This window comes from Herbaspirillum sp. WGmk3 (assembly GCF_023952535.1).
Lineage (GTDB): Bacteria > Pseudomonadota > Gammaproteobacteria > Burkholderiales > Burkholderiaceae_D > Herbaspirillum > Herbaspirillum huttiense.
In genome coordinates, this window is sequence record NZ_JAKYWT010000003.1 from 207,887 (window position 1) to 233,572 (window position 25,686).

Below are 25,686 nucleotides of genomic sequence, written 5' to 3' on the forward strand. Positions count from 1 at the left end.
CTCCTGCCGGCCTTGTCGTTTGCAGCCTGACGCGATCAGCCAGCCAGCTTGCGCACCTTGGCCAGCAGCTTGGTGGTGGAGCGGTCATGCTCGAAGGCAATCGACAGCACCTGGCCGCCATAGGCCGCCACCGCCTGGCCTTCGGGGATGGCGTGCATGTCGTAGTCGCCGCCCTTGACGTAGATCTCCGGACGCGCCTGCTGCACGGCTTCCAGCGCCGTGTCTTCATCGAAGGGGACTACCAGCGACACCGATTCCAGCGCCGCCAGTACCGCCATGCGGTCTTCGCAGGTGTTGATGGGACGGTCATCGCCCTTGCCCAGGCGCTTGACGGAGGCATCGGTATTGGCTGCCACCACCAGCGACGCACCCTGGGCGCGGGCCTGCGCCAGGTAGGTCACGTGGCCGCGATGCAGGATGTCGAAGACGCCATTGGTCATCACCACCGGCTTGGGCAATTGCGCTACGCGCTGCTGGAGTTCGTCGCGGGTGCAGAGTTTGGATTCGAAGTCGGCCATCTTGATCGGGATCGGTTCGGGTGAGCGGGTGATTGATTGCTGATTGCAGGATGAAAAAAGCCGCAACCTGGGTTGCGGCTTTCGTGATTGTACTGCCTTGCTGCCTGTGAAGGATTTTTCCCTGTCAGGCGGCGGCTGTGCCCGGCGGCAGGATGCGCTGGGTCACTTCCTTGCGGTAGCGGTTCAGCTCCTGGACGTTGCTGAAGGTACGTTCAAACAGCAGCGACATGTTGTGCAGGATGCGGTCCACGACCTTCTTTTCCCACTCGCCGTCGAACTTGATCTGGTTGTCCAGCCAGCGTTCCAGCCATTCCGGATCCGGCAGGCGGCTCTGGACGGTGTCGTTGGGGAACAGCGCCTGGTTCACGTGCAGGTTGGTCGGGTGCAGAGGCTTTTCAGTGCGGCGCGCCGAGGCCATCAACACGCCGATCTTGGCGAAGGCGGCACGGGCCTTGTCGCCCACTTCGTTCAGGGCCTTCTTCATGTAGCGCAGGTAGGCGCCGCCGTGGCGGGCTTCGTCCTGGCTGATGATCTTGTAGATCTGCTTGATGACCGGCTCGGTGTGCCAGTCGGCGGCACAGCGGTACCAGTGGTTCAGGCGGATCTCGCCGCAGAAGTGCAGCATCAGGGTTTCCAGCGGCGGGGCGGGATCGAACTCGAAGCGCACGTTGTGCAGTTCTTCTTCGGTCGGGCACAGGTCCGGGCGGAAGCGGCGCAGGTATTCCATCAGCACCAGCGAGTGCTTCTGTTCCTCGAAGAACCATACCGACATGAATGCCGAGAAATCGCTGTCCCCGCGATTGTCGCGCAGGAACATCTCGGTAGCCGGCAGCGCCGACCATTCCGTGATGGCGTTCATGCGGATGGTCTGCGCCTGTTCGTCGGTGAGCAAGGAAGCGTCGAACTTGTCCCAGGGAATATCCTTATCCATATTCCAACGGACCTGCTCTAGCGATTTGAACAATTCTGGGTACAGCATCTCAGTATGTGCCTATATGCGTTAAGTGTTTGATTTTAACAAGATTTTCCCGATCCATACTAAAACGGTCAGGTTTCAGCAATATGACAGAGACCCGGCGCGGCTGCGCCCGGGGCCAGGCTCTGCCATGGCGAGGATCAGGGGGAATTTGGCTTGCGGGAGGCTGGCTTCTTGTTTTGCCGGGATTGTACAACAGCCGTCCGGGCGGGCGCGCTCGTATTTTCCGCACGCTTGGGCGCTTTCTTGACCGGTGGCTTCTTCGGCGCCGTCTTGGCTCCCTTGGCCGGCTTGGGAGCGCCAGCAGGCTTGGCTTTGGCGCCTGCCTTGGGCTTGGGGGCAACTGTCTTATTTTCGCTACGCTTGGGAGCCTTCTCGGGCTTGGGCGGCTTGGCAGGCTTCAACAGCGGTTCCTGCTCAGCCAGGCCACCGGCCAGGGCGTTGCCGACGGCATGCTTGAATTGCTCCTGCAACACATTCCACCAGGCATTGGGATTGGCGATGGCGGACTGGAAATCCGGCGCCGGCGGAGCACTGCCCTCGGCTTCTGCAGCAGGCTCGGCATCGGCCTGCGGCGCAGCGGCTTGCTCCTCTGCAACTTCAGGCGCGGAAGCAGGTTCTTCCTCTTCTTCAGGCGTTTCTTCGGCCTGGGTGCCTGCTCCCGGCCACATCGGGAAACTGAAGGGGAAAGCCGGGGCCGCGCTGCCCTCTTCCTCCGCCGGGGCCTCGGCCTGGGGCGTGCCGCGCGACGCCATGATCTCGCTCATGGCCTGCAGGGTGGAGAGCGTGGCGCTCTGCACTTCCAGGGTCTGGATGGTGGCCTTGAGCATGTTCAGGTTCAGCTCCAGCCAGGAGGCCACGGTCTTCAGGTCGCTGATCTTCTTGTTGATGTCCTCCACCGACAGCGAAGGCGTGGCCATGGCGGGGGCGCCCATGCTGCTCCACATCTTCTTCATGAAATCGATGGTATCGGCTACCGAGCCTGCGCCCGGCATCTGCTCATGGTTCAACATTGATCGCTCCTCTTGTTGTGGTGTCGTGCTCAGCGTGGCGGGCGCTGCATCCGGCAGGTGCTCGGCAGTGCGGTCTGCTCGGCCGGGATGAAGCGCTCGGTACGGAATCCGAAGCCGCTGCCCTCATTGTCGAAGCGGATGCCGCCGCTGTCGGCGCGCTGCATCTGCATCAGGTAGAGCGGCTGGATCAGCTGGTGATCCTCGGCCCGCAAGGTGGCCTCGTGGAAGGCGTTCTGATAATGCGCGCCTTCCAATGCATATGCAACCGCCTTGGGATCGGTGCTCCTGGCTTTCTCGATGGCCTTGACCAGCATGTCGATCATCACCTGCATGCGCAGGTAGAGGTAATCGTCCTTGGGCTGCGGGTAGCGCTTGCGGAATTCCTGGTAGTAGGCGTCGCTGGGCGAGCCCGGATTGCCACCGGCATTGGGATGCCATTCCGCCACCGCACGCACCACGCCCACACCCGCGTCCCCAATGGCCGCAGGCGCGCCCAGGCTGTTGGCATAGAAGGTGTAGAACTTGGCCTTGAAGCCGGCATCGCGTGCGGCCTTCACCAGCAGCGTCAGGTCATTGCCCCAGTTGCCGGTGATGACGGCGTCGGCCCCGGCGCTGCGCATCTTGGCAATGTAAGGCGCAAAATCCTTGATCTTGCCGATGGGATGCAGCTCGTCGCCGACGATGGCGATATCGGGCCGCTTGGCCGTGATCTGCTCGCGGGCGGCCTTGGCGACCTGGCGGCCGAAGCTGTAGTCCTGGCCGATCAGGTAGACCTTTTTGGTCGCCGGATCAGCCTTGATGGCTTCGGTCAGGGCCTGCATGCGCATGTCGGCACTGGCATCGAAACGAAAATGCCAGAAGCTGCATTTCTCGTTGGTCAGCGTGGGATCGACCGCCGAATAATTCAGGAACAGCACGCGCCGGTCCGGCTCGCGCTGGTTGTGCTTGTTGACCGCATCGATCAAGGCCGCAGCCACGGCCGAGCTGTTGCCTTCGATCAGGAAGGGAATGCGCTCGTCCGTCAACTGGCGGAACTGCACCAGCGAGTCTTCCACGCCCAACTTGTTGTCGAAGGTGGAGAGCTGCAGCAGGTGCTTGCCATCGGGCAGATTCACGCCGCCGCGCGCATTGACGCGCTCGATGGCGTAGCTGATGTTGCGCACCACCGCTTCACCGGCATTGGCGAAAGGACCGGAGAGGCCATCGATCATGCCGATGCGCACCGGCGGCAAGGGTGCGGCAACGCTGGAAACCGGGGTGGAAACGGCGGCCAGCGCCAGCAGGGCGGCCGGGAACATGCGCAGGGGCAGGCGGAAAGACAGGGACAGGTTCATCGATTCTGCAAGAGACAGCGGCAAAACCCGCATTGTACGTTGTTTGAAATGGCCCTCCTTTGCCCTGCGCCCCCACGACGCTCCTTGCATGATCCGATACACTGGCGGGCATGAGCGAAGTTTCCCGTCCCACCCGGCGCTGGCCGCGCCTGTTGATCCTGATTGCATCGAGCCTGGCACTGCACGCCGCGCTGGTGGACTGGGGCCGGCGCCAGATCGTGATGCCGGGCCGGACGCAGGAACAGGCCATCACGGTGGAACTGCGCCCGGTGCCGCCGCCGGAGCAGCCGGTGGCACTGCCGACACCCAAGCCGGTACCACCGAAGACGGCCAAACCGTCCACTCCCGCCAGTCGCCCGGCACCACAGCCACGGCGCGCGCCCGAGCCCTCCGTCGAACCGCCAGACGAGCCTATCCGCGAGACCGTGGAACGCATCACCACGCCTGCCCCGGAAGCGCCGCAAACGGCCGCAGCGCCCTCCCCTGCGGAAACTGCGGGCCCGGCCTCGCCAGGCAGCGGACCGGGCAGCGGCACCGCCAGCACCGCAACCGGCAGCGGCGATGCGCCCGAGGCCGCCGCCGGCAAGCAATACCAGACCAGCGCCCCGCCCAGCGTGCTGCTGGAATACGACGTCACCGGCACCAAGGACCAGCAGCCGGCCTACGGCCGCGGCAGCATCGCCTGGCACAACGAGGGCGATCACTACAAGGTGGAAGGCAAGGCCAAGGCGCTGTTCTTCACGCTTCTCAATTTCACCAGCGTGGGCGAGCTTGATGCCTGGGGCGTCTCGCCCGAGCTCTATACGGAACAGAAAGGCTTCAAGTCGGCCACCAACACCCATTTCAATCGCGAACGCAACGTCGTCAGCTTTTCCGCCTCCACCACCAGCTACCCGCGCCGGGGCGGCGAGCAGGACCGCGCCAGCCTGATCTGGCAACTGGCCGCCATCGGCCGGGGCGATCCGGGCCAGCTCCAGCCGGGCGCAGTGATCGACCTGTTCGTGGCCGGCGTGCGCGATGGCGAAATCTGGCGCGTGCAGGTGTTGGGACAGGAAAGCCTGACCCTGCCCGTCGGCACGGTCCAGACCTGGCACGTGGTGCGCCAGCCCAAGCCCGGCTCCTATGACGACCGCGTCGATATCTGGCTGGCCCCGCAGCATGAGTGGTATCCGGTGCGGGTGCGCTATACCGACCTGCGGCCCAATGGCGACTACACCCAACTGGACCTGTCGGGCCTCAAACCGGTGGACCAGTAAGACCAGATCCTGCAAGCCCTGTCAAAATCGGAAACAATTGCGCACAATTACGCGCCCGGACGGCAGAACCGCCCCCCGGCATTTTGGTCGTATTCCTTCATATGGCTCGGCATTGCCTCATCGCCGAGCCCCACAGAGACCAACACGAAGAGCTCGCCATGACATTTCTTTCATATCGCCTCAAAACCACCCTCGCTGCGCTGCCGCTGGCCGCCCTGATCGCCAGCGCGCCCGCCCTGGCCGCCGACGGTCCGCATCCGGTGGACAAGCGCCCCTTCAACCTGCCGCCTTCGGCCGAGCTGCATTACGCCATCACGGCCAAGCAAAGCGGCCTCGACCTGAAGGGGGAAGGCCTGGTCAAGTGGACGCAGAGCAAGACCGCCTACAGCGTCAACACCGAAACCCGCGCCATGCTGCTGGGCAAGATCCTGGAAACCAGCAGTGAGGGCAGCATCGACGCCTACGGCCTGGCTCCGTCGCGTTTCGTCGAAAAGCGCCTGCGCCGCGAACCGACCACCACCACCTTCAATCGCGAACAGAACAAGATCACCTTCACCGAATCGGCCGAGAGCTTCCCGCTGCAGGGGGGCGAGCAGGACCGCACCGGCATCACCTGGCAGTTCGTGGCGATTGCCCGCGCCAATGCCGCCAAGATGAAGCCGGGTTCGGAGTGGAATTTCTTCGTCGCCGGTCCGCGTGATGCCGAGCAGTGGACCTTCAAGGTGGTGGGCCGCGAAAAGATCAAGACCGCCCAGGGCGAGACCGAAGCGCTGCACCTGTTCCGCAATCCGCCCCCGGACGACCAGGCCCAGAAACTCGACATCTGGCTGGCACCGAAGATGGAGTGGTATCCGGTGCGCCTGAAGTTCACCGATCCCAATGGCGACTATATCGAGCAGGTGCTGGATTCGGTCAAGAAAACCAACTAAGCTTGCCGCTATTGCAGGCGCGGGGCCAGGCCGGCAGCGATGCCGCCTGGCCCCGCGTGCGTTTTTCGCCCCCATCACGCGCCTGATTCCCCCGATTCCGATTACTTGTTGAGCCCGACCATGTCCGCCAATCCCGCCACTCCCGCCATCGCCCCGACCCTCAGCACCCAGAGCGCCCTGGTGCTCTTCTCCGGCGGCCAGGATTCCACCACTTGCCTGGCCTGGGCGCTGTCCCGCTATCAACGGGTGGAGACCATCGGCTTCGACTACGGCCAGCGCCATGCCATCGAACTGGAAGTGCGTCCGGCCCTGCTGGAAAAGATGAAAGCCTTCTCGCCCGCATGGCAAGCACGCCTGGGCGAGGATCACATGATCGACCTGTCGCTGATCGGCAAGATTTCCGACACGGCCTTGACACGCGATGTCGCCATCGCCATGCAGGACAACGGCCTGCCCAATACCTTCGTGCCCGGCCGCAACCTGCTGTTCATGACCGTGGCCGCCACGCTGGCTTATCGCCGTGGCTTGAACGTGCTGGTCGGCGGCATGTGCGAGACCGATTTTTCCGGTTATCCCGATTGCCGCGACGACACCATGAAGGCGCTGCAAGTGGCGCTCAACCTGGGCATGGCCACGCAACTGAAGGTGGAAACCCCGCTGATGTGGATCGACAAGGCCGAGACCTGGTCCCTGGCCGAATCGCTGGGCGGCACCGCGCTGGTGGACCTGATCCGCGCCGACACCCACACCTGCTACCTGGGCGAACGCGGCCAGCTGCATGACTGGGGCCATGGCTGCGGCAAATGCCCGGCCTGCGAACTGCGCGCCCGTGGCTATCAACAGTACGCGGCACGCAAAAGCGCCGGGTAATCGGGCACAATAGGCTCACCATTCCAAGAGCGAGCCTCATGCCCCAAGCCCGCACCACCCTTCTGCTCGCCCGCAGCGCCGCCGCCTTGCTGGTGCTGCTGGCCAGCGCCGAGATCGGCCGCCGCATCGCCGACCTGCCCAGCCTGCCCGCGCTGGTCGACCTGCAATTCGACCTGACACCACGCAGCCAGAGCTTCAAGGTGTTCGAGGACAACCCGATTGCACGATCCTCGCATCCACAGCCGCTGCCCACCGCGCTGCGCCCGCTCAACATTGATGTGCCCTGGAAAGACGGCAAGCGCCTGCCGCTGATCGATTTCATCAAGGGCACGGCGGCGCACGCCTTTGTGGTGATCCAGGATGGCAGCGTGGTCTATGAGCGCTACATCGATGGCTACGATGCCAATTCGCGCTTCACTTCCTTCTCGGTGGCCAAGTCCTTCGTCTCGGCGCTGACCGGTGTGGCGCTGAAACAGGGCAAGATCCGATCGCTCAATGATCCCATTGGCCGCTATCTGAAACCCGATGAGATTTCCCCGGCTTACGCCAACATCACCATCGGCCAGTTGCTGGACATGCGCTCCGGCATCGATGTCGATGAAAACTACGGCGGTTCGCTCGCCTCGCCGGTGGTGCGCATGTTCGTCAGCACCGACCTGCAGCGTTTCATCGCCCGCCGCAGTGGTTTGCGCTTTGCACCGGGTTCTCGCTTCGAATATCGCAGCGTCGATACGCTGATCCTGTCGCGGGTGCTGGCGCGCGCCACCGGCATGCGCCTCTCCGACTTCGCCCAGCAGGCGCTGTGGGAGCCGCTGGGCATGGAGCAGGACGCCAGCTGGAGCGTGGACAGCCGCCAGCATGGCGTGGAGAAGGCCTTCTGCTGCCTCAATACCACGGCGCGCGACTTCGCCCGCCTCGGTTTGCTCTATCTGCATGGCGGCCGCATCGGCGAGCAACAGATCGTCAGCCCGGCCTGGGCCGCGGAGCCACGCCAGCCGGTCAACAACGGCAATGCGCTGGATTATCGCGATGGCTGGTGGATCCCGCCGGGCAATGCCAATGACCGCGACTTCTCGGCCATCGGCGTGTTCGGCCAGTACATCTACGTCAACCCGGCCACGCGCACGGTCATCGTCAAACTCAGCGACTACGGCACGGAGCAGGATGAAGTGCTGACCATGCTGGCCATGCGCAGCATCAGCCATGTGGTGTCGGGCAAGGAGTAAGCTGGCCTGCCGCATACCGATGGCCATGAAAAAACCGCCTGTCTTGCAACAGGCGGTTTTCGTTTGAAGCGGCGATCAACGGAAAAAATTTAAATGATATAAATCGTTTATATTTTTTGATCCGTTCATCGAAAATCAGAAATCAGAACAGCTCGTTCTTCATCTGCGTCTTGGCTTTTTCTTCTTCCGGCGTCAGTCCACCGCGATCGCCCATGCCCAGGTCACGCACCATTGCGCTGGGCGGGAACTCGGCATAGTAGTACTCGCCGCCCGATTCGATCACGCCATCCGGCACCTTGCGGTCCACGTTGGGCACATCCTTGAGCGCCTTGGACATGTAGCTGATCCACACCGGCAGGGCCAGGCCGCCACCGGTTTCGCGGTCGCCCAGGCTCTTGGGCTGGTCATAGCCAATCCACGCAATCGCGGTCAGGCCCGGTTGATAGCCGGCGAACCAGGCATCCATGGAATCGTTGGTGGTACCGGTCTTGCCGGCCAGGTCGGTACGCTTCAGCGACAAGGCCTTGACGGCGGTGCCATGGCGCACCACGTCGCGCAGCATGCTGTCCATGATGAAGGCATTGCGTGCATCGATGACGCGATTGGATTCATCCTCGGCAGTAGCCGGCTTGGCCTGCGAGAGGACTTCGCCGTTGCTGTCGGTGACCTTGGTGATCAGGTAGGGATTGATCTTGTAGCCGCCGTTGGCAAACACCGAATACGCGCCCACCATCTGCAGCGGCGTGACGTTGCCCGCGCCCAGCGCCAGGGTCAGGTAGGGCGGGTTCTTGTCGGCATCGAAACCGAAGCGGGTGATGTATTCCTGCGCATACTTCACGCCCACGCGCTCCAGGATGCGGATGGACACCAGGTTGATCGACTTCTGCAAGGCGCGGCGCATCGAGATCGGGCCTTCGAACTTGCCACCGTAGTTCTTCGGCTGCCACACCTGGCCGCCGGTCTGGGTGAAGGTCAGCGGCGCATCATTGATGATGGTGGCCGGCGACAGGCCCTTTTCCAGCGACGACGAATAGATGAAGGGCTTGAACGACGAACCCGGCTGGCGCCACGCCTGCGTGACGTGGTTGAACTTGTTGCGGTTGAAGTCGAACCCGCCGACCAGCGAGCGGATCGCACCATCGCGCGAGTTCACCGAGACGAAGGCCGATTCCACTTCCGGCATCTGGGTGATGATCCAGCTGTTGCCATCCTGGAACACGCGGATGATGGCGCCACGGCGGATCTTCTTCTGCGGCGGTGCCTTGTCCGACAGCAGGTTGGCACCGAAGCCCAGGCCGGCACCGGAGATGCTGATCTCTTCGCCGGTCGAGAGCATGGCGGTGATTTCCTTGGGCTTGGCCTCCAGCACCACGGCGGCGACCATGTCGTCACTGTCGGGATGGTCGGCCAGTTCCACTTCAACCGCATCTTCCACCACTTCCTTGGTGGCCTTCTCCGGCAGCTCCATGTAGCCTTCCGGACCGCGATAGCCATGGCGGCGCTCATAGTCGATGATGCCGCGGCGCAGGGCGATGTAGGCGGCGTCCTGGTCAGCCTTGGTGATGGTGGTGAAGACGTTCAGGCCGCGCGTGTAGGTCTCGTCCTTGTATTGCGCATAGACCAGCTGGCGCGCCATTTCGGCCACGTATTCGGCATGCATGCCGAAGGCCGAGCTGTCGCCCTTGACGCGCAGCTCCTCATCCTTGGCTTCCTGATACTGGGCATCGGTGATGTAGCCCAGCTGGCGCATGCGCAAGAGAATGTACTGCTGGCGCGCATGCGCGCGCTTGGGATTGACCACCGGGTTGTATGCCGAGGGGGCCTTGGGCAGGCCGGCCAGCATGGCTGCTTCGGCGATGGTGAGGTCCTTCAGTTGCTTGCCGAAATAGATCTGGGCGGCCGAGGCGAAGCCATAGGCGCGCTGGCCCAGATAGATCTGGTTCATGTAGACCTCAAGGATCTGGTCCTTGGTGAGGTTGTTCTCGATCTTCCAGGCCAGCGGGATCTCGTAGAAGAACTTGCGCGTGGCCTTCTGCAGGAAGGTCGGCTCGTTGCTGGTCAGGAAGAAGTTGCGCGCCACCTGCTGCGTGATGGTGGAAGCACCGCCGCCGCCGCCGGACAGGTTGGAGAAGGTGGCGCGGGCGATACCCTGGTAGTCGACACCGCCGTGTTCGTAGAAACGGTCATCCTCGATGGCCAGCACGGCCTTCTTCATGATGTCCGGGATGTCCTTGAAGTGCACCAGGTTGCGGCGCTCCTCGCCGAATTCGCCGATCAGCACGCCATCGGCGGAGAAGATGCGCAGCGGGATCTTGGGGCGATAGTCGGTCAGCGTATCGAGGTCGGGCAGCTTGGGATAGGTCAGGGCGACGATGAAGGTCACGCCCAGCAGCACCATCACCACCAGGCCCAGCACGGTACCGAACAAACCCAGAAGGATGCGCAGCGACCAGTGCATGCGCTTGCGGGGCGCTTTTTCTGCGGGGGCATCCGCCGATGCCGGTTTGGGTTGATCGCCGCCGTTGGAAGATGAAGACATTCGAATTAAGCGTTAAAGCAGGCCGAAGCTGCAGGCCAGAGCCGGAGTGGAAGAAACAAGCCCGCATTATAGCGGCTCGCCCTGAGCCGCCGCGCGGCCGGGTGTTGCAAATAGACCAAAGGGCAGGAGGCCGGTTCCGGAGTGAGAGCGGGGAAGTGCGGCATTGGGCGCAAATTGCTGCAAATTGACGGGCATTCCTCAAGTTTCAGCGATTCCCGCCTGGCCGCGCAGACCGGAGAATCCGGGGTTTCCCTCCGCATGAGAACGGCATATGACAGGCTTACCTCTCTTTTTCGGCCTCGGCACCCCGCGCCTGTGCGCAGGCCTCGACATCGCGACCGACCGTGTGCGGCTGGCGCTGCTGCGCCGTAGCGGCCGCCGCGCGCAGTTGTTGAAGCTGACGCAGCGGCTCACCGGCGGGGTGATCTGCCGGGACGGACAGATCACCGACTTCGAGGCCTTGACCCTGATCTGCCGCTCCCTGCTGGACGAGGCCGGCTGCCAGGGTGCCGCCTTGGCGCTGGCGGTCCCGGTGCAAGGCCTCACCGGACGCCGACTCGTGCTGCCGGCTGACAGCCACCCGGTACAACGCTGGCGGCAAGTGCAATCCGAACTCGCGGCCCACGGCATCGCCGCTGACGATCACGCCATGGACTACCGTGAACTGGGTCCGCCGCCGGGCTCGCCCTCGGACCAGCAGGTACTGGCGGTGGCCGCCTCCCGGCTCATCATCGAAGACCGCCTGTCGCTGGCTGCAGCGGTGGGCCGGCCGCTGGTCACCCTGGCACCGGAAGACCTGTGCCTGGCCGCCTGGCTGCGCGACGACCGGCTTCCCGGCGAGACCGCCGTGCTGCGCCTGGATCGCAGCGCCCGCTGGCTGCTGCACGGCGAGGGTCCCAGCCACGCCTTGCCGGAGGTCAGCGCCCGCGGCGGGCACCTGGCCCTGCTGGCGCACGCCGCGCCCTTGCTGAAACCCCTGCCGCGTCGCCTGCTCCTGAGTGGCGACCATCCGGCTCTCGGCACGATTGCCCGCGCCTTCGTCAAGTACGCGGGGCTGGAGGCCCGGGTGGCCGCGCCTCCCTCCTCGCTGGTGCTGACGCCGCAGATCGCGGCGCTGATGCCGCCGGACTACCAGCTGGCACTGGCCCTGGCCTGGGAGGGACTGGCATGAGATGCGACATGGATTTCTCTCAGTCACCGGCACAGCGGCGGCGCACGCGGGAACGGAATTTCTATCGGGTGCTGGTCTTCTTCCTGCTGCTGGGCATCGCGCTGGCGGCCTTCCCCGGCTGGCGCGTTTCCTTGCACACGGCCTCACTGGAAAAAGCCAATGTGCTGTTGACCGGCGAGTTGCACACCCTGGCACCCCAGTCCAGGCAAACGGCCGAGTTGCGCAGCCAGATCGCCGCGCTGGAAAAGCAGATCACGGCACACCAGCAGCTCGGCAAACGCCGCCAGCAGTCGGCGCAATTGCTGCGGGCTGCCGCCCGAGCGGCGCAGGCAAGCGCGGGCAAGATCCGCCTGCACCGCCTGTTGCTGCAAGGCGATCGCGGCGAATTGCGCGGCCAGGCGGCCAGCGCGCAGGAAGTCCGCGACTTTACCGCCGCGCTGGGTGCTGCCGGCCTGGAGGGGGCCACCCTGCATGACCTGCACGTCGAAGACGGTGCCTATGCCTTCATCTTGGCCATCCCCCTGCCCGCCTTGCAGACGGGTACGTCCCCCGCGCCCGCAGCCAAGGTGGCCGCACCGTGAACCAGTCGCGCTGGCAGACCCATCCCGCGCACTGGCCGTTGCTGCCCCGGCTGGCCTTGTGTTTGCTGGCCCTGCTGGCGTGTGCCGGCAGTGGCCTGCTGCTGGCCGTGAGCGAACTGGATGAGGCACGGCGGTCCGCGCGCCAGCGACAGCAGGATCTGCGCGTGCAATACCAGGCGGCATTGACCCAGCAGGCGCAACTGCCTGCCCTGCAATCACGTGAACGGGCGCTGGCGGTACGACTGACCGCGCAGCAGAGCCAGTTGTGGCCGACCGAGCAGCTGCAGCCGGAGCTGCTGCAAGCCAAGCTGGCCCGCCGCGCCAGTGAATGCGGGTTGACGCTGTCCTCCTTCAAGCCATTGAGCGGCAAGCTGGCCGCGGCCATCGTGCTGCGCGGCAGCCATGCCGGCCTGCTGCGCTTTGTGGAACTGGTCAGCAGCCTGCCCTTGCCGGTGATGGTCGAGCGGCTCGATGTCAATGTCGTCGAACAGGACGGGCAAAGCGAGTTGCAGATGAATGCCTCCGTGAGCGCACTGGTGACGGCGAGCCTGTCCGGCACCGGGACGAAGGAGAGCGCGCCATGAGCCCGCTCTGGCTGGCAGCGCTGCCGGTCTTGCTGGCGGGGCTGGTGATGGGCGCAATGATGGCGCTCGACCATCCCGATGAAGTCCACGCCACGCGGATGTGGATCACGCAGGTCCGGCCCTCTTCCACCCTACCCCTTCCTGCTGCCGCCCTCTCCGACGCGGCGACGGAAGACAGCCTCCCCGGCGAGGACAGCGAGTTGCCCGATCCCTTCCAGCTCGGCGCGCTTGCGCCCGCCAGTCCGACGCGACCGGCCGCCTCACGGGTTCGCGCGCAAGATGAGGAGGATGAAGAAAACAGTCCAGTCCCGGCCGCCGCCCCGATTGCCCCGCTTCCGACGCCCGTCCTGCGCCTGCTGGGTACGCTGCGCCGTGATCAGGAGTGGATCGCCATCGCTGAACTGGAGGGCAGCACCAGGCAGTTGCAAACCGGGGATACGCTGCCTGGCGGCCTCGGACGTGTCCTGGCGGTACGCGAAGACGCCCTCGACATCGGCCAGGAGGACGCTGCTCGACAGACCATTGCCATGGCCGCCCTCCCCGCTGCCGGCCCGATGCCCCTCGCCCCTGCGCGCAAGGTCCCGGCGCGAACTTCCCAGCGCAACACACGTCGCCGCCTGATCCGTCCCGGAATGTCGCCATGAAAATGATCCTGTTCCTGCTGGCCCTGCTGGCGAACCACGTTGCCTTGGCGGAAAACCGCCTGCTGGCCATCCACCTCCATCCCCGTGCAGACGGTACGACCCTGGAACTGCAGTTGCAGGCTCCGGTGGACCCTGCACTGGTCCAGAACTTCCTGTTGATCGAGCCACCGCAACTGGTCCTCGACCTGCCCCGGAGCACGGCGGCGGCAACGCTCGCACGGTCCCTGAGCGGCAGCGGCCTGGTCAAGCGCATCCAGCTGGCCGAGGATGATGAACGCCTGCGCCTGCAGGTGATGCTCAAGCACGCCGCCATCTACCAACTGCGCGCCGAAGAAGATCGCCTGCTGGTGGACCTGACGCTGCAGCCGCCCTCCGATCCCGTTGCGCTGCAAGCGATCGACTTGCGCCGCGGTCCACAGGGCGAGGCGCACCTGGCAGTGGACATGGGTAGCCACGCACATACCGTGCAGGTACGCCAGCTGGGCGGACGCCTGATCGCCGACATCGCCGGTGCGACCGTCCCGCTGGCCCTGCGACGCCTGGTCGAGACCGGACAGATGGGCACGCCGGTCCTGCAATACCGTGCTTACGGCCATAAGGACGGCGCGCGTCTGGTCCTGGAGATGCAGGGCCAGTGGCGCTACCAGGCCTATCAGAGCAAACGCCGGCTGATGATCGATGTCGTGCCGGTCAAATCGGCTCTGACCGGGATTGCGGCGGCCGGCTTGCAGGAAGGCAAGACCTACGGCGGCCCCCGGCTGTCGCTGAACTTCCAGAACATCGAGGTGCGCACCGCCCTGCAAGTGCTGGCCGAGCACAGCGGCGTCAACATCGTGGCCAGCGATACGGTCACGGGCCAGCTGAGCCTGCGCCTGAAGGACCTGCCCTGGGAGCAGGTGCTGGACCTGATCCTGCAGGCCCGGGGGCTGGAAATGCGCCGTCATGGCGAAGTGCTGTGGATCGCGCCGCGCGACGAGATGCTGGCGCGCGAGCGACTGGAGCTGGAGCAGAAGGCCATGATCGCCGACCTCGAACCCTTGCACGCCGAGAGCTTCCAGCTCAATTACCAGCGTGCCGACACCCTGCGCAAGGCGCTGGGCATCGGCGAAGACGGCAGCACCCAGGCCAATCGCCGCAATGCCCTGCTGTCGCGCCGGGGCAGCGCCATGATCGACAGCCACACCAACCAGTTGCTGGTCACCGACACGCTGGCCGTGCTGGCCAACGTACGCAAGCTGATCGAGCGCATCGACGTGGCCTCGCGCCAGGTCCTCATCGAAGCCCGCATCGTCGAGGCCGACGACAGCTTTTCGCGCAATCTTGGCGTCAAGCTCGGACTGGCCGCCACCACACGCGGTGCCGCCGTCGGCAACGGCTATGCGGCCATCGCTGAACAGAGTGGCCAGACGCCGGCCACACCCGATCTCACCCTGCGCGAACCGGCCCTGAACCTGCGCGCCGACGGCCTCAGCGGCGCAGCCCCGGGCAGCTTCGCCTTCACCCTCTTCAATGCCGCTGCCCGGCGCTTCCTCAACGTCGAACTCTCGGCACTGGAAGCCGACGGGCGCGGCAAGATCGTCTCCAGCCCGCGCCTGATCACGGCCGACCAGCAGGCAGCGCTGATCGAGCAGGGCGAAGAAATTCCCTACCAGCAATCTGCCGGCAATGGCAGCACCGCCACCGCCTTCAAGAAGGCCAACCTCAAGCTGGAGGTCACGCCCCAGATCACCCCGGACGGCAACGTGATCCTCGACGTCGACGTCAACAAGGACAGCCGGGGCAGCGTCACGCCGGGCGGGCTGGCCATCAACACCAAGCACATCAAGACCAAGGTCCAGGTCGAGGATGGCGGCACGGTGGTCATCGGCGGCATCTACACCCAGACCGACAACGACCACGAGACGCGGGTACCGCTGCTGGGCGACCTCCCGGTGCTGGGGGCGCTGTTTCGCAGCCAGAGCAAGGTGCGGGACAAGACCGAGCTGCTGATCTTCCTGACCCCGCGCATCGTCGCCGGGCCGCGCCCGTATTGAGCCGGAAGGCCCCGGCCACGGGATTTTTCCCCGGTGGCGGGCCAAAGAACGGTAAAATCGCTGTTCCAGGCCCGCTGCGCCGGGCGCAAGCCCGCCAGCGGCGGGCAACACAGCCGTCCACCGGGCGGCAGGCGACCGTGCCGGCAGACGTGCGGCGCCATGACATTGGCCAGTAGCGCAAAGCGCAGAATTCTTAGATATGACGGGAAGCATTTTCCTTGTCGGCCTGATGGGAGCCGGCAAGACCACCATAGGCCGGGCCCTGGCCAAAAAGCTGAACAAGCGCTTCGTCGATTCGGACCACGAGATCGAAGCGCGGACCGGTGCCACCATCCCGGTGATCTTCGAGATCGAGGGCGAGGAGAACTTCCGTCGCCGCGAAGCCGAGATCATCCGCGAGCTCGCGGCCCAGCCCGACATCGTGCTGGCCACCGGCGGCGGCGCCGTCCTGCGTGCCGAGAATCGCGAGAATCTCAAGAAGGGTGGCACCGTCGTCTACCTGCGCGCCAGCATCAACCAGATCCTGCAACGTACCGGCCGCGACAAGAACCGCCCGCTGCTGCAGACCGCCGATCCGCGCCGCAAGCTCGAAGAGCTGTCGCGCCAGCGCGATCCGCTGTATCGCGAAGTGGCCGATTTCGTCGTCGAGACGAACCGGCCCAATGTGCAATTCCTGGTGCAGACCATCATCAGCCATCTGGAACTCTCGCCCAAGGATGGTTCCTGGCTGGCCGAACCGGAACCTGACGAAACCGTCGTATTCGAGAGTCACAGCGCGGTCCTGACGCAAGGCGCGGACGGCAGCACCACGCTGTCCCGCAGTCATTCCACCCAGATCTTCCATGGTGCCGCCAGCACCGAACCGAATCTTCGCAGCATGAACCAGAACACCGCTCCCGCCGCTACTACGATCGCTTCGCTGACCCTCAACGTCGACCTGGGCGAACGCAGCTATCCCATCCACATTGGCCGCGGCCTGCTGGATGACGCCACGCTTTTGCCGCAATACGTCAAGGGCAAGCGCGTGGCCATCGTCACCAATGACAAGGTCGGCCCGCTCTACCTCGACAAGGTGGCGCAAGCGCTGCGCGCGGCCGGCAAGCAGGTCACCGAGATCGTGCTGCCCGATGGCGAGGAAGAGAAGAACTGGGCCAGCCTGATGAAGATCTTCGATCGTCTGCTGGCCGACAAGTGCGACCGCAAGACCACCCTCATCGCCTTGGGCGGCGGTGTGATCGGCGACCTGACCGGCTTTGCGGCGGCCTCCTACATGCGCGGCGTGCCCTTCGTGCAAGTGCCCACGACCTTGCTGTCGCAGGTGGATTCCTCGGTGGGCGGCAAGACCGGCATCAACCATCCGCTGGGCAAGAACATGATCGGCGCCTTCTACCAGCCGCAGGCCGTGATCGCCGATACCGCCACCCTGCACACCCTGCCCCCGCGCGAACTGGCGGCCGGCATTGCCGAAGTCATCAAGCACGGTGCCATCATTGATGCACCCTTCTTCGACTGGATCGAAACCAATATGGCGCGCCTGGTCTCCAAGGATGACGCCGCCCTGGCCTATGCCATCCAGCGCTCCTGCGAGATCAAGGCCGAGGTGGTGCGCCAGGACGAACGCGAAGGCGGCCTGCGCGCCATCCTCAACTTCGGCCACACCTTCGGCCACGCCATCGAGAATGGCCTGGGCTACGGCCAGTGGCTGCATGGCGAGGCCGTCGGTTGCGGCATGGTGATGGCGGCCGATTTGTCGCAGCGCCTGGGCTATATCGATGGCGCCACGCGCGAGCGCATCCGCGCCGTGACCGCCGCGGCCGGCCTGCCGACGGTGGCTCCGAATCTGGGCACCGAACGCTGGCTGGACCTGATGGAAGTGGACAAGAAAAACGAAGGCGGTGCGATCAAGTTCATCCTGATCAAGCCGCTGGGCAGTCCCCTGATTACCAACGCGCCGCAGGAACTGCTCCTGCAAACCCTGGCGGCCTGTACCGGAGAATGACATGCACACTGAAGCGCCCGACCATCTCGCCCCCTATGCCGCCCACTCGGCAAGTTCGCGAGGCCGGCGCTTCAGTGAAACGCCACCGGGCTCGCGCAGCGAATTCCAGCGCGACCGTGACCGCATCGTCCACTCCACCGCCTTCCGCCGTCTCGAATACAAGACGCAGGTCTTCGTCAATCATGAAGGCGACCTGTTCCGCACCCGCCTGACCCACAGCATCGAAGTCGCCCAGATCGCCCGCTCCTGCGCGCGCAACCTGCAACTGAACGAAGACCTGGTGGAAGCCATCTCGCTGGCCCACGACCTCGGCCACACGCCCTTCGGCCATGCCGGACAGGATGAGCTGAACCACTGCATGAAGCATCACGGCGGCTTCGAGCACAACCTGCAGAGCCTGCGCGTGGTCGATGAGCTGGAGCAGCACTACGCTGCCTTCGATGGCCTCAATCTCACCTTCGAGACGCGCGAAGGCATCCTCAAGCACTGCTCCCTGCACAATGCGCGCCAGCTGGGCGAGATCGGCGTGCGCTTCCTGGAAAAGAAGCAGCCCTCGCTGGAAGCACAGCTGGCCAACCTGGCCGATGAGATCGCCTACAACAATCACGACATCGACGATGGCCTGCGCTCCGGACTGTTGACCATGGAGCTGATGAGCGAAGTCGATTTCTTCGCACGCCATCTGCGCGAAGTCGAACAGACCTATCCCGGCATCACCGGACGCCGCGTCATCCATGAGACGGTGCGCCGCATGATCAATGCGCTCATCGTCGACCTGAACCGGACCTCGCGCAGCCGCATCGCCGAGATCGCCCCGCGCGACATCGAGGATGTGCGCAATGCGCCGCAGCTCATCGCCTTCTCCGATGCGATGGCAGCCGAAGCGGCCATCCTGAAAAAATTCCTGCGCGAGAAGCTCTACCGCCACTATCAGGTCAATCGCATGACGGCCAAGGCACGGCGCATCATTGCCGAGATGTTCGAAGCCTTCACCTCTCAGCCCAGCCTGCTGCCGCCGGACTATCAGGTCAAGGGCATCACGGATGAAACCCAGCGTCTCGACAAGCAGGCGCGCAAAGTCGCCGACTACATCGCCGGCATGACCGATCGCTATGCCATTCGCGAGCATCGGCGCTTGTTCGTGATGGAGTGAGGATTGATGGAGCGGGGGCGACGCCCGCGTTGAACGCAGCGTGTCGATACGCTGCGTTTTCATTCAGCGCATCCGTGCGCCCTCATTGTCGTGCTGCCAGCGCAATTTCATTACCTCACTGCAATTGAAATCCCGCTGCCGGTCTCTCGCGCACATTTCGTTACATTTTTTCTTGATCGCCTGCGTCCGTCGCGGTCAGCCCGACGGCACGCACGGTATCGCCGCAAACCCGCTTCCAGCAAGGCTTTTCCAAAGATTGCGCGGGTGCAATGCAGACTTGTCAACGAAGTCCCCCAGAAACTGACAGGTGTAAATTTCTGTCAATATCAAGTCCGCTTTGAACAGGCCGTTATGCAGGAATGGAGTGGATGCGCATGGTGCGCAGTTTCGCTTCCGTGGATCCGTCTCCCCCTCTGATGCCCGGATCCCCTTTCATTTTCAGGAGACCGTCATGGCTATCGGCAACACCAGCGGCGTGGACAACAAGTCCCTGCTGCCCGTCACCCCTTCTTCCACTTCGTCGACCTCTGCCGCAGCGTCAGACAACGACAAGCTGCCCGCCACCGCCGGCGACAGCAGCGGCGGCGACAAGATCGCCCAGGCCAAGCAAGCCAACCTGCTCACCGTGAGCGGCGCCAAGGCCCAGTTCAATCTCTCCATCGTGCAATCCTCGCTGGAGGTATCGCTGCAGACGCAGAACGATCCGCTGTCACTGGTCTACAAGACCGCCATCGAGAACATCAACGATATCCTGCGTCCGCAGCTGGGCGACAACGCCATCCAGACCGCATCGACCCAGGACAATTCGCCGGAGGCAACGGCCGGCCGTATCGTCTCCTTCATCACCAACATGTTCGAGCTCTACAAGCAGAACAATCCGGACAAGGAAGACGCCAGCAACATTGACGACTACATGAACCTGATCTTCAAGGGTGTCGACCAGGGCTTCAAGGAAGCACGCGGCATCCTGGAGAGCCTGAACGTGCTGCAAGGCGATATCGCCAGCAACATCGACAAGACCTATGACCTGGTGCAGAAGGCGCTGGGCGACTTCATCAACAAGGTCAAGGGCGGCAAGCAGGAGGGTGAGGACGGATCGGGCAGCGAAGGCAATGCGGATGGCCAGGGCGGTACGCTGGTGGCCAGCGAGACGACTGTCAGTATTTCAGTGTCGGTGAGCCAGACGCGGATCAGCACCAGTGCGTAATCGCACCTTGCAGTCGCGCTGAGCTGCAAAAGCCAATTCGCAAAAACTAATAAAAAAGAGGCTGTCTCTCTTGGGAGACAGCCTCTTTTTACTTATTTTTCATGACATCGAAAGGCGTGAGAAAAACCGCCCTCGACATCACAAACCATCACAAAAAAACATCACCCACGCAACTTCGCAAACGCCGCCGCCATCGCATTGTTGGCCGGTGCCTGCTCACGGCCGCGCTGGTTCTGGTGTTGCGACAAACGGCGCGAATCATTGCGATCGCCGCGCTGTTCATTGCGCGCACCCGGGGCTGGCGCGGTGTCGTTCAAACGCATGGTCAGGGCGATGCGCTTGCGCTTCTCGTCCACTTCCAGCACCTTGACCTTGACCACCTGGCCGGCCTTGACCACGGTGTGCGGATCCTTCACGTAGCTGTTGGAGAGCGCCGAAATGTGGACCAGGCCATCCTGGTGCACGCCGATGTCGACGAAGGCACCGAAGGCCGCGACGTTGGTGACCACGCCTTCGAGGATCATGTCCACGCGCAGATCCTTGATCTCTTCCACGCCTTCCTTGAAGGTCGCCGTGGTGAACTCGGGACGCGGGTCACGGCCCGGCTTGTCGAGCTCCTTCAGGATGTCGGTGACGGTAGGCACGCCGAACTTCTCATCGGCATACTTGGCCGGCGACAGGCCCTTCAACAGCGAGGTCTGGCCCAGCACGCTCTTCACATCCTTCTTGATGTCGGCCAGGATCTTTTCCACCAAAGGATAGGATTCCGGGTGCACCGCCGAGGCATCCAGCGGGTTCTCACCATTCATCACGCGCAGGAAGCCGGCGGCTTGCTCGAAGGTCTTGTCGCCCAGGCGCGGCACCTCACGCAATGCGGCGCGGGAATTGAACATACCCTTCATATCCCGGTAGGACACGATGCTCTGCGCCACGCTGGCGTTGAGCCCGGAGACGCGTGCCAGCAGCGGTGCGGAAGCGGTGTTCACATCGACCCCCACCGCGTTGACGCAGTCCTCGACCACGGCATCCAGCGAGCGCGCCAGTTGCGACTGGCTCACATCGTGCTGGTACTGGCCCACGCCGATGGACTTGGGATCGATCTTGACCAGCTCGGCCAGCGGGTCCTGCAGGCGGCGCGCAATCGAGACCGCGCCGCGCAGCGACACGTCCAGATCCGGCAATTCCTTGGAAGCGAATTCGGAGGCCGAATACACCGACGCGCCCGCTTCGGAGACCACGATCTTGGTGAGCTTGAGTTCGGGACGCAGCTTGATGAGGTCCTGGGCCAGCTTGTCAGTCTCACGCGAGGCGGTGCCGTTGCCAATCGAGATCAGCGAGACATTGTGCTTCTCGGCCAGTTGCGAGAGGGTATGCAGCGAACCGTTCCAGTCATTGCGCGGCTGGTGAGGATAGATGGTATCGGTAGCCACGACCTTGCCGGTGGCGTCGACGATGGCGACCTTCACGCCGGTACGCAGGCCCGGATCCAGGCCCATGGTGGAACGCGGGCCGGCCGGCGCGGCCAGCAGCAGGTCCTTCAGGTTGCGGGCGAAGACGTTGATGGCTTCGGCCTCGGCCTTCTCGCGCAGGTTGGTCATCAGCTCGGTTTCGAGGTGCATGAAGACTTTCACGCGCCAGGCCCAGCGCACCGTGTCGGAGAGCCACTTGTCGGCCGCACGGCCCTTGTTGGACACTCCGAAACGTGAAGCAATGCGACCTTCGCAGGGGTTGTGCGGGGCATCCCACTTCGGCTTCTCTTCTTCGGTATCCAGGCGCAGGATGACGTTCAACATCTCTTCGCGGCGGCCACGGAACAGTGCCAGCGCGCGGTGCGAGGGGATGGTGGAATAGGTTTCGGAATAATCGAAATAGTCGGCAAATTTTTCACCGGCATCCTGCTTGCCCTCGATCACCTTGGATTCGACCACGCCGTGCTCGGTGATGTATTCGCGCAGGCTCTGCAGCAGCTCGGCATCTTCCGAGAAACGCTCCATGAGGATCTGGCGCGCGCCATCCAGGGCGGCCTTGGTATCGGGCACGCCGGGGTTGTCGCCGTTGTCGGTGGTGAAGGCGGGCTTGAGGAACTTGGCCGCTTCTTCTTCCGGATTCAGGGTCGGGTCATTCAGGAGCGCATCGGCCAGCTCGGTCAGGCCGGCTTCGGCGGCGATCTGGGCCTTGGTGCGGCGCTTGGGCTTGTAGGGCAGGTAGAGGTCTTCCAGGCGGGTCTTGTCTTCCGCGTGGGTGATGGCGTCCAGCAGCACGGGCGTCATCTTGCCCTGCTCTTCGATGGAGGCGATGATCGCGGCGCGGCGGCTTTCCAGCTCGCGCAGGTAACGCAGGCGCTCTTCCAGCAGACGCAGTTGGACATCGTCCAGGCCGCCGGTGACTTCCTTGCGGTAGCGGGCGATGAAGGGAACGGTGGCACCTTCGTCCAGCAAGGCGATGGCGGCAGCGACCTGAACCGGCTTGGCGGCGAGTTCGAGGGCGAGTCGTTGTTCGATAGAAGGCAGCATGGTGAAACCCAGTCAACAGTTGAGCAATTAAGCGGTTAAGCGTTTATGCAGTGAAGAAAAACAAGCGTTGGATGATACGCAATTCAGGCAGCCAAGCCAATCTTGACATTATGCGATTGCACGCCAAAGTGCCTTGGCACGGGCCTCGCGGCCCCCTGCCCGGCTGCACGCGGATTGGACGCGCGGCCGCAAAGCCGGGATAATCGGCGCTTTCGCATTGCGCGTCCTCGTCCTTTAGCACCATGTCCATCCGTCTCATCGTCGGTCTCGGCAACCCCGGCCCGGAATACGAACAAACCCGCCACAACGCCGGCTTCTGGCTGGTCGACAATCTCGCCGGTCCGGTGCGCCTGGCGCGCGAGCAGCGTTTCAACGCGCTGGCGGGCAAAACCAGCATCGCCGGCAATGAGGTCTGGCTGCTGGAACCGCAGACCTACATGAACCGGTCCGGCCAGTCGGTCGGTGCACTGGCGCGCTTCTACAAGATCAATCCGGATGAAGTGCTGGTGGTGCATGACGAACTGGACCTGCCGCCGGGCGCGGCCAAGATCAAGAAAGGCGGTTCCTCGGGCGGACACAACGGCTTGAAGGACATCACCGCTGCGCTGGGCACGCAAGACTACTGGCGCCTGCGCCTGGGCATCGGCCATCCGCGCACGCTGGGGCTGCAACAGCCGGTGGCCGACTTCGTGCTGCACCGGCCGCGCAAGGAAGAACAGGCGCTGATCAACGAGGCGCTGGACAAGAGCCTGAACGTCATCCCCCTGCTGGTGCAGGGCAAGTTCGAACAGGCCATGATGGAATTGCATACCGGGAAGTAATCCCCTGCCGGGGAAAAAACAAGGCAGATGAACGAAGGGCGCTCGACATGCGAGCGCCCTTTTTCTTGATCCGCTTACTTCAGCGAAGACAGCTTCTGTTCCAGTCCCTTGGCATCGACCGCGCCAGGAATGCGCGAGCCATCGGCAAAGAAGATGGTCGGCGTGCCGGTGACCTTGAGCTTCTTGCCCAGGGCCAGCACCTCTTCATGCGGGGCGTTGCAGGAGGCGGCAGCGGCCGGTGCTTCCTTGCCGCTCACCATCCACTCGTTCCAGGCCTTGCTCGGATTGGGTGCGCACCAGATGTTGCGCGACTTCACGATGGAATCCGGCGACAGGATGTTGTACTGGAAGGTGTAGTAGGTGATGTTGTCCACTTCCTGCAGGGTCTTGTGCAGGCGCTTGCAATAGATGCAGTTGGGATCCTCGAAGATGGCGATCACGCGCTTGCCGTTGCCCTTGACGGTCTTGATGGCCTTGTCCAGCGGCAGGGCCGAGAACGGCGTCTGGTTCAGCGAATCGATCTTTTCCTTGGTGTAGTCGCGATAGGTCTGCGAATCGACCACGCGGCCGATGAAGAGATACTGGGCCTTGGCATCGGTGTAGATGACGTCGCCATCGATCTGGATTTCATAGAGACCGGCATAGGGCGTCTTGGTGACGGCATCGACCTTGGCATCCTTGCCCAGGCGCGGCTCGATGAGCTTCTTGATGGTGGCCTCGGTGCTGTCGGCGGCCTCGGCTTGCGCATGGGCGCTCACGCCCACGACGGTGGAAGCCAGCAGCACTGCCGCCATGCTCAGATGGCGCAAGGAGCTCGCACCTGCGGTCAAAAAATTTTTCATACTCGTCCTGATTCAAATCAAACGCACGCCCAATCTTCGGAACGTCGGCCGCAAAGCCGCGCCGGGACTGGGTTCGCACATGTCTTTCAACAATGTAGGGGGAAGGTGTTGCGCTGGCGAAGACAGGCATCGATACCGCCGCGCTTCGCCAGAGGCCCTACCTTACCCGAAATCACCGTCCCTTACTGCCCCAGCGCATGGGCAATGAGGCGGCGTTTCAGGATGGGCAGATGGTTGACCAGGCTCATGCCGAGGTTGCGCACCAGGCGCACCGGCTCGGCCTCGGTGGAGAAGAGGCGATGCAGGCCGTCTGTGGCGATCTGCATCAGGAGCACTTCTTCCTTGCGGGCGCGGGCATAGCGGCGCAGCACGCGCTCGTCGCCGCAGTCGTACTGCGGTTCACGCTTGACCAGGATGTCGATCAACGCGGCCACATCGCCGAAGCCCAGGTTCATGCCGTGGCCGGCCATGGGGTGCACGACGTGGGCGGCGTCGCCGATCAGGGCCACGCGCGGGGCGATCATCGCGTGCGGTTTGATCAGGCGCAGCGGGAAGGCCTTGGCCACTTCGGGCTGCAGCGGCGTGAGCGTGCCCAGCACAGGCGCGGCCCACTGGGCCAGGCGCTCGGCCAGGGCCGACAACGGCAGCTGCAGCAATTGATCGGCCAGCGCCTGGGGCGCGGACCAGACCAGCGAGACGCGGTTGCCCGGCAGCGGCAGCAGGGCGATCACGCCTTCGGTCGGGCTGAACCACTGGTAGGCCACGCCGCGATGGGGCAGCTCGCAGGAGAAATTGGTGACGATGGCGTTCTGGCCGTAGGCGCGGTAATCGAGGCCGATATCGCACTGGCCGCGTACCCAGGAGTTGGCGCCGTCGGCACCGACCACCAGCGCGGCCGACAGCGACTGGCCGGATTCCAGCGTCAGGGTGGCGGTCTCACCGGCCACTGCCAGCGCGGTGGCGCGCCCGTGCAGCACGCGCACGTTGGGGGCGAAGCGCAGGGCGGCGTCGAGCGCCTGGTCGAGGTTGCGGTCCTCGACGATCCAGGCCAGGGCATCGGTGCGGGCAGCATAGGCATCGAAGGAAAGCAGGCCGGGGCGGGCTTTCTCGGGCAGGCCATCGCCATGCACGGTCATGTTGTCCACCGGCGCGATGCGGGCGGCATCCATGGCGTCCCAGACGCGCACCGACGACAGCAGGCGGTGCGCGGTGTGGTTGAGGGCGTAGACGCGCACGTCCCAGCTGGCGGGGTCGGGCGCGGTGGTTGCAGGCGGGGGGGCCAGCAGGGTCACCTTGAAGCCCGCCTGGGCCAGCCCCAGCGCCGCCGTCTTGCCGACCGCGCCGTCGCCGACGATGCAAATGTCAGTGCCAGACGCAGCCGGCGAAGAAGTATGGGTGTGTGCTTGGGTAGTCATGCTGGCGATTATAAACGGGGTCGCGAAAACTATTTTTCAAAAAGGACTTGCATAATTTTTTA

Annotated in this window: 21 protein-coding genes; 13 read left to right on the forward strand and 8 right to left on the reverse strand. The window is 64.0% G+C overall.

Annotation, left to right across the window (positions count from 1 at the left end):
- Positions 1–35: 35 nt before the first annotated feature.
- From rfaE2 to MKD49_RS12950, 4 genes are all read right to left on the reverse strand, one after another.
- Positions 36–518, reverse strand: a complete 483-nt coding sequence (gene rfaE2, locus MKD49_RS12935) for a D-glycero-beta-D-manno-heptose 1-phosphate adenylyltransferase (protein ID WP_034331294.1) — start codon at positions 516–518, stop codon at positions 36–38.
- Between the two features lie 124 nt (positions 519–642).
- A complete protein-coding gene (locus tag MKD49_RS12940; RefSeq protein WP_034331293.1) occupies positions 643–1,497 on the reverse strand; it encodes a ferritin in 855 nt (284 codons plus the stop codon).
- Positions 1,498–1,634: 137 nt separating this feature from the next.
- Positions 1,635–2,507: a PhaM family polyhydroxyalkanoate granule multifunctional regulatory protein gene (locus tag MKD49_RS12945; protein ID WP_252696486.1), complete on the reverse strand. Its 873-nt coding sequence runs from the start codon at positions 2,505–2,507 to the stop codon at positions 1,635–1,637.
- A 29-nt stretch (positions 2,508–2,536) separates the two neighbouring features.
- Positions 2,537–3,841 (reverse strand): branched-chain amino acid ABC transporter substrate-binding protein, encoded by a 1,305-nt coding sequence (locus tag MKD49_RS12950; RefSeq protein WP_252696487.1) that lies wholly within the window; start codon positions 3,839–3,841, stop codon positions 2,537–2,539.
- Positions 3,842–3,951: 110 nt separating this feature from the next.
- Between MKD49_RS12950 and MKD49_RS12955 the strand changes: the two genes are divergently transcribed.
- The 4 genes from MKD49_RS12955 to MKD49_RS12970 all read left to right on the forward strand — a co-directional run bounded on the left by MKD49_RS12955 (position 3,952) and on the right by MKD49_RS12970 (position 8,122).
- Complete coding sequence (locus MKD49_RS12955) at positions 3,952–5,097, forward strand: DUF3108 domain-containing protein (RefSeq protein ID WP_252696488.1); 1,146 nt, start codon at positions 3,952–3,954, stop codon at positions 5,095–5,097.
- A 158-nt stretch (positions 5,098–5,255) separates the two neighbouring features.
- Positions 5,256–6,026 carry a DUF3108 domain-containing protein gene (locus MKD49_RS12960; protein ID WP_209532619.1) on the forward strand — a complete coding sequence of 257 codons (771 nt, stop codon included), beginning with the start codon at positions 5,256–5,258 and terminating at the stop codon, positions 6,024–6,026.
- Positions 6,027–6,146: 120 nt separating this feature from the next.
- Complete coding sequence (gene queC, locus MKD49_RS12965) at positions 6,147–6,896, forward strand: 7-cyano-7-deazaguanine synthase QueC (RefSeq protein WP_252696489.1); 750 nt, start codon at positions 6,147–6,149, stop codon at positions 6,894–6,896.
- 38 nt (positions 6,897–6,934) lie between these two features.
- Complete coding sequence (locus tag MKD49_RS12970) at positions 6,935–8,122, forward strand: serine hydrolase (protein WP_134223514.1); 1,188 nt, start codon at positions 6,935–6,937, stop codon at positions 8,120–8,122.
- A gap of 142 nt (positions 8,123–8,264) precedes the next feature.
- Here MKD49_RS12970 and MKD49_RS12975 read toward each other — a convergent pair whose 3' ends face one another.
- Positions 8,265–10,580, reverse strand: a complete 2,316-nt coding sequence (locus MKD49_RS12975) for a penicillin-binding protein 1A (RefSeq protein ID WP_209584658.1) — start codon at positions 10,578–10,580, stop codon at positions 8,265–8,267.
- A 352-nt stretch (positions 10,581–10,932) separates the two neighbouring features.
- Here MKD49_RS12975 and pilM point away from each other — a divergent pair, with 352 nt between their 5' ends.
- The 8 genes from pilM (at position 10,933) to MKD49_RS13015 (ending at position 20,033) form a co-directional block, all read left to right on the forward strand.
- Complete coding sequence (gene pilM / locus MKD49_RS12980; protein WP_134223515.1) at positions 10,933–11,832, forward strand: type IV pilus biogenesis protein PilM; 900 nt, start codon at positions 10,933–10,935, stop codon at positions 11,830–11,832.
- Between the two features lie 8 nt (positions 11,833–11,840).
- Entirely contained in the window at positions 11,841–12,413 is a 573-nt protein-coding gene (locus tag MKD49_RS12985; RefSeq protein WP_252696490.1) for a pilus assembly protein, read from the forward strand.
- Positions 12,410–12,997, forward strand: coding sequence for a type 4a pilus biogenesis protein PilO (gene pilO / locus MKD49_RS12990; protein WP_252696491.1), 588 nt, complete (start codon positions 12,410–12,412; stop codon positions 12,995–12,997). Before MKD49_RS12985 ends, pilO begins: the two co-directional genes overlap by 4 nt.
- Positions 12,994–13,641: a hypothetical protein gene (locus MKD49_RS12995; protein ID WP_252696492.1), complete on the forward strand. Its 648-nt coding sequence runs from the start codon at positions 12,994–12,996 to the stop codon at positions 13,639–13,641. Before pilO ends, MKD49_RS12995 begins: the two co-directional genes overlap by 4 nt.
- On the forward strand, positions 13,638–15,674 hold the full coding sequence (gene pilQ, locus MKD49_RS13000; protein WP_252696493.1) for a type IV pilus secretin PilQ: 2,037 nt from the start codon (positions 13,638–13,640) through the stop codon (positions 15,672–15,674). Before MKD49_RS12995 ends, pilQ begins: the two co-directional genes overlap by 4 nt.
- 199 nt (positions 15,675–15,873) lie before the next feature.
- Positions 15,874–17,673 carry a bifunctional shikimate kinase/3-dehydroquinate synthase AroKB gene (gene aroKB, locus MKD49_RS13005; protein WP_204727003.1) on the forward strand — a complete coding sequence of 600 codons (1,800 nt, stop codon included), beginning with the start codon at positions 15,874–15,876 and terminating at the stop codon, positions 17,671–17,673.
- Between the two features lies 1 nt (position 17,674).
- A complete protein-coding gene (locus tag MKD49_RS13010) occupies positions 17,675–18,826 on the forward strand; it encodes a deoxyguanosinetriphosphate triphosphohydrolase (protein ID WP_039783766.1) in 1,152 nt (383 codons plus the stop codon).
- Positions 18,827–19,277: 451 nt separating this feature from the next.
- On the forward strand, positions 19,278–20,033 hold the full coding sequence (locus MKD49_RS13015; protein WP_121040536.1) for a DUF5610 domain-containing protein: 756 nt from the start codon (positions 19,278–19,280) through the stop codon (positions 20,031–20,033).
- Between the two features lie 161 nt (positions 20,034–20,194).
- Here MKD49_RS13015 and MKD49_RS13020 read toward each other — a convergent pair whose 3' ends face one another.
- Positions 20,195–22,546, reverse strand: coding sequence for a Tex family protein (locus tag MKD49_RS13020; protein WP_252696494.1), 2,352 nt, complete (start codon positions 22,544–22,546; stop codon positions 20,195–20,197).
- 242 nt (positions 22,547–22,788) lie between these two features.
- Here MKD49_RS13020 and pth point away from each other — a divergent pair, with 242 nt between their 5' ends.
- A complete protein-coding gene (gene pth / locus MKD49_RS13025) occupies positions 22,789–23,367 on the forward strand; it encodes an aminoacyl-tRNA hydrolase (protein ID WP_034331266.1) in 579 nt (192 codons plus the stop codon).
- Positions 23,368–23,441: 74 nt separating this feature from the next.
- Here the strand turns inward: pth and MKD49_RS13030 are convergent, their stop codons facing one another.
- The gene (locus tag MKD49_RS13030; RefSeq protein ID WP_252696495.1) at positions 23,442–24,209 is read right to left on the reverse strand and encodes a DsbC family protein; all 768 of its coding nucleotides are present in this window, start codon (positions 24,207–24,209) and stop codon (positions 23,442–23,444) included.
- Between the two features lie 182 nt (positions 24,210–24,391).
- Complete coding sequence (locus MKD49_RS13035) at positions 24,392–25,624, reverse strand: UbiH/UbiF family hydroxylase (RefSeq protein WP_252696496.1); 1,233 nt, start codon at positions 25,622–25,624, stop codon at positions 24,392–24,394.
- Between the last annotated feature and the right edge of the window lie 62 nt (positions 25,625–25,686).

Excerpts from the sequence above, each read along its gene's own strand:
- rfaE2 (WP_034331294.1), bottom strand. The coding sequence starts at position 518 with ATGGCCGACTTCGAATCCAAACTCTGCACCCGCGACGAACTCCAGCAG.
- MKD49_RS12940 (WP_034331293.1), bottom strand. The coding sequence starts at position 1,497 with ATGCTGTACCCAGAATTGTTCAAATCGCTAGAGCAGGTCCGTTGGAAT.
- MKD49_RS12945 (WP_252696486.1), bottom strand. The coding sequence starts at position 2,507 with ATGTTGAACCATGAGCAGATGCCGGGCGCAGGCTCGGTAGCCGATACC.
- MKD49_RS12950 (WP_252696487.1), bottom strand. The coding sequence starts at position 3,841 with ATGAACCTGTCCCTGTCTTTCCGCCTGCCCCTGCGCATGTTCCCGGCC.
- MKD49_RS12955 (WP_252696488.1), top strand. The coding sequence starts at position 3,952 with ATGAGCGAAGTTTCCCGTCCCACCCGGCGCTGGCCGCGCCTGTTGATC.
- MKD49_RS12960 (WP_209532619.1), top strand. The coding sequence starts at position 5,256 with ATGACATTTCTTTCATATCGCCTCAAAACCACCCTCGCTGCGCTGCCG.
- queC (WP_252696489.1), top strand. The coding sequence starts at position 6,147 with ATGTCCGCCAATCCCGCCACTCCCGCCATCGCCCCGACCCTCAGCACC.
- MKD49_RS12970 (WP_134223514.1), top strand. The coding sequence starts at position 6,935 with ATGCCCCAAGCCCGCACCACCCTTCTGCTCGCCCGCAGCGCCGCCGCC.
- MKD49_RS12975 (WP_209584658.1), bottom strand. The coding sequence starts at position 10,580 with ATGCACTGGTCGCTGCGCATCCTTCTGGGTTTGTTCGGTACCGTGCTG.
- pilM (WP_134223515.1), top strand. The coding sequence starts at position 10,933 with ATGACAGGCTTACCTCTCTTTTTCGGCCTCGGCACCCCGCGCCTGTGC.
- MKD49_RS12985 (WP_252696490.1), top strand. The coding sequence starts at position 11,841 with ATGGATTTCTCTCAGTCACCGGCACAGCGGCGGCGCACGCGGGAACGG.
- MKD49_RS12995 (WP_252696492.1), top strand. The coding sequence starts at position 12,994 with ATGAGCCCGCTCTGGCTGGCAGCGCTGCCGGTCTTGCTGGCGGGGCTG.
- pilQ (WP_252696493.1), top strand. The coding sequence starts at position 13,638 with ATGAAAATGATCCTGTTCCTGCTGGCCCTGCTGGCGAACCACGTTGCC.
- aroKB (WP_204727003.1), top strand. The coding sequence starts at position 15,874 with ATGACGGGAAGCATTTTCCTTGTCGGCCTGATGGGAGCCGGCAAGACC.
- MKD49_RS13010 (WP_039783766.1), top strand. The coding sequence starts at position 17,675 with ATGCACACTGAAGCGCCCGACCATCTCGCCCCCTATGCCGCCCACTCG.
- MKD49_RS13015 (WP_121040536.1), top strand. The coding sequence starts at position 19,278 with ATGGCTATCGGCAACACCAGCGGCGTGGACAACAAGTCCCTGCTGCCC.
- MKD49_RS13020 (WP_252696494.1), bottom strand. The coding sequence starts at position 22,546 with ATGCTGCCTTCTATCGAACAACGACTCGCCCTCGAACTCGCCGCCAAG.
- pth (WP_034331266.1), top strand. The coding sequence starts at position 22,789 with ATGTCCATCCGTCTCATCGTCGGTCTCGGCAACCCCGGCCCGGAATAC.
- MKD49_RS13030 (WP_252696495.1), bottom strand. The coding sequence starts at position 24,209 with ATGAAAAATTTTTTGACCGCAGGTGCGAGCTCCTTGCGCCATCTGAGC.
- MKD49_RS13035 (WP_252696496.1), bottom strand. The coding sequence starts at position 25,624 with ATGACTACCCAAGCACACACCCATACTTCTTCGCCGGCTGCGTCTGGC.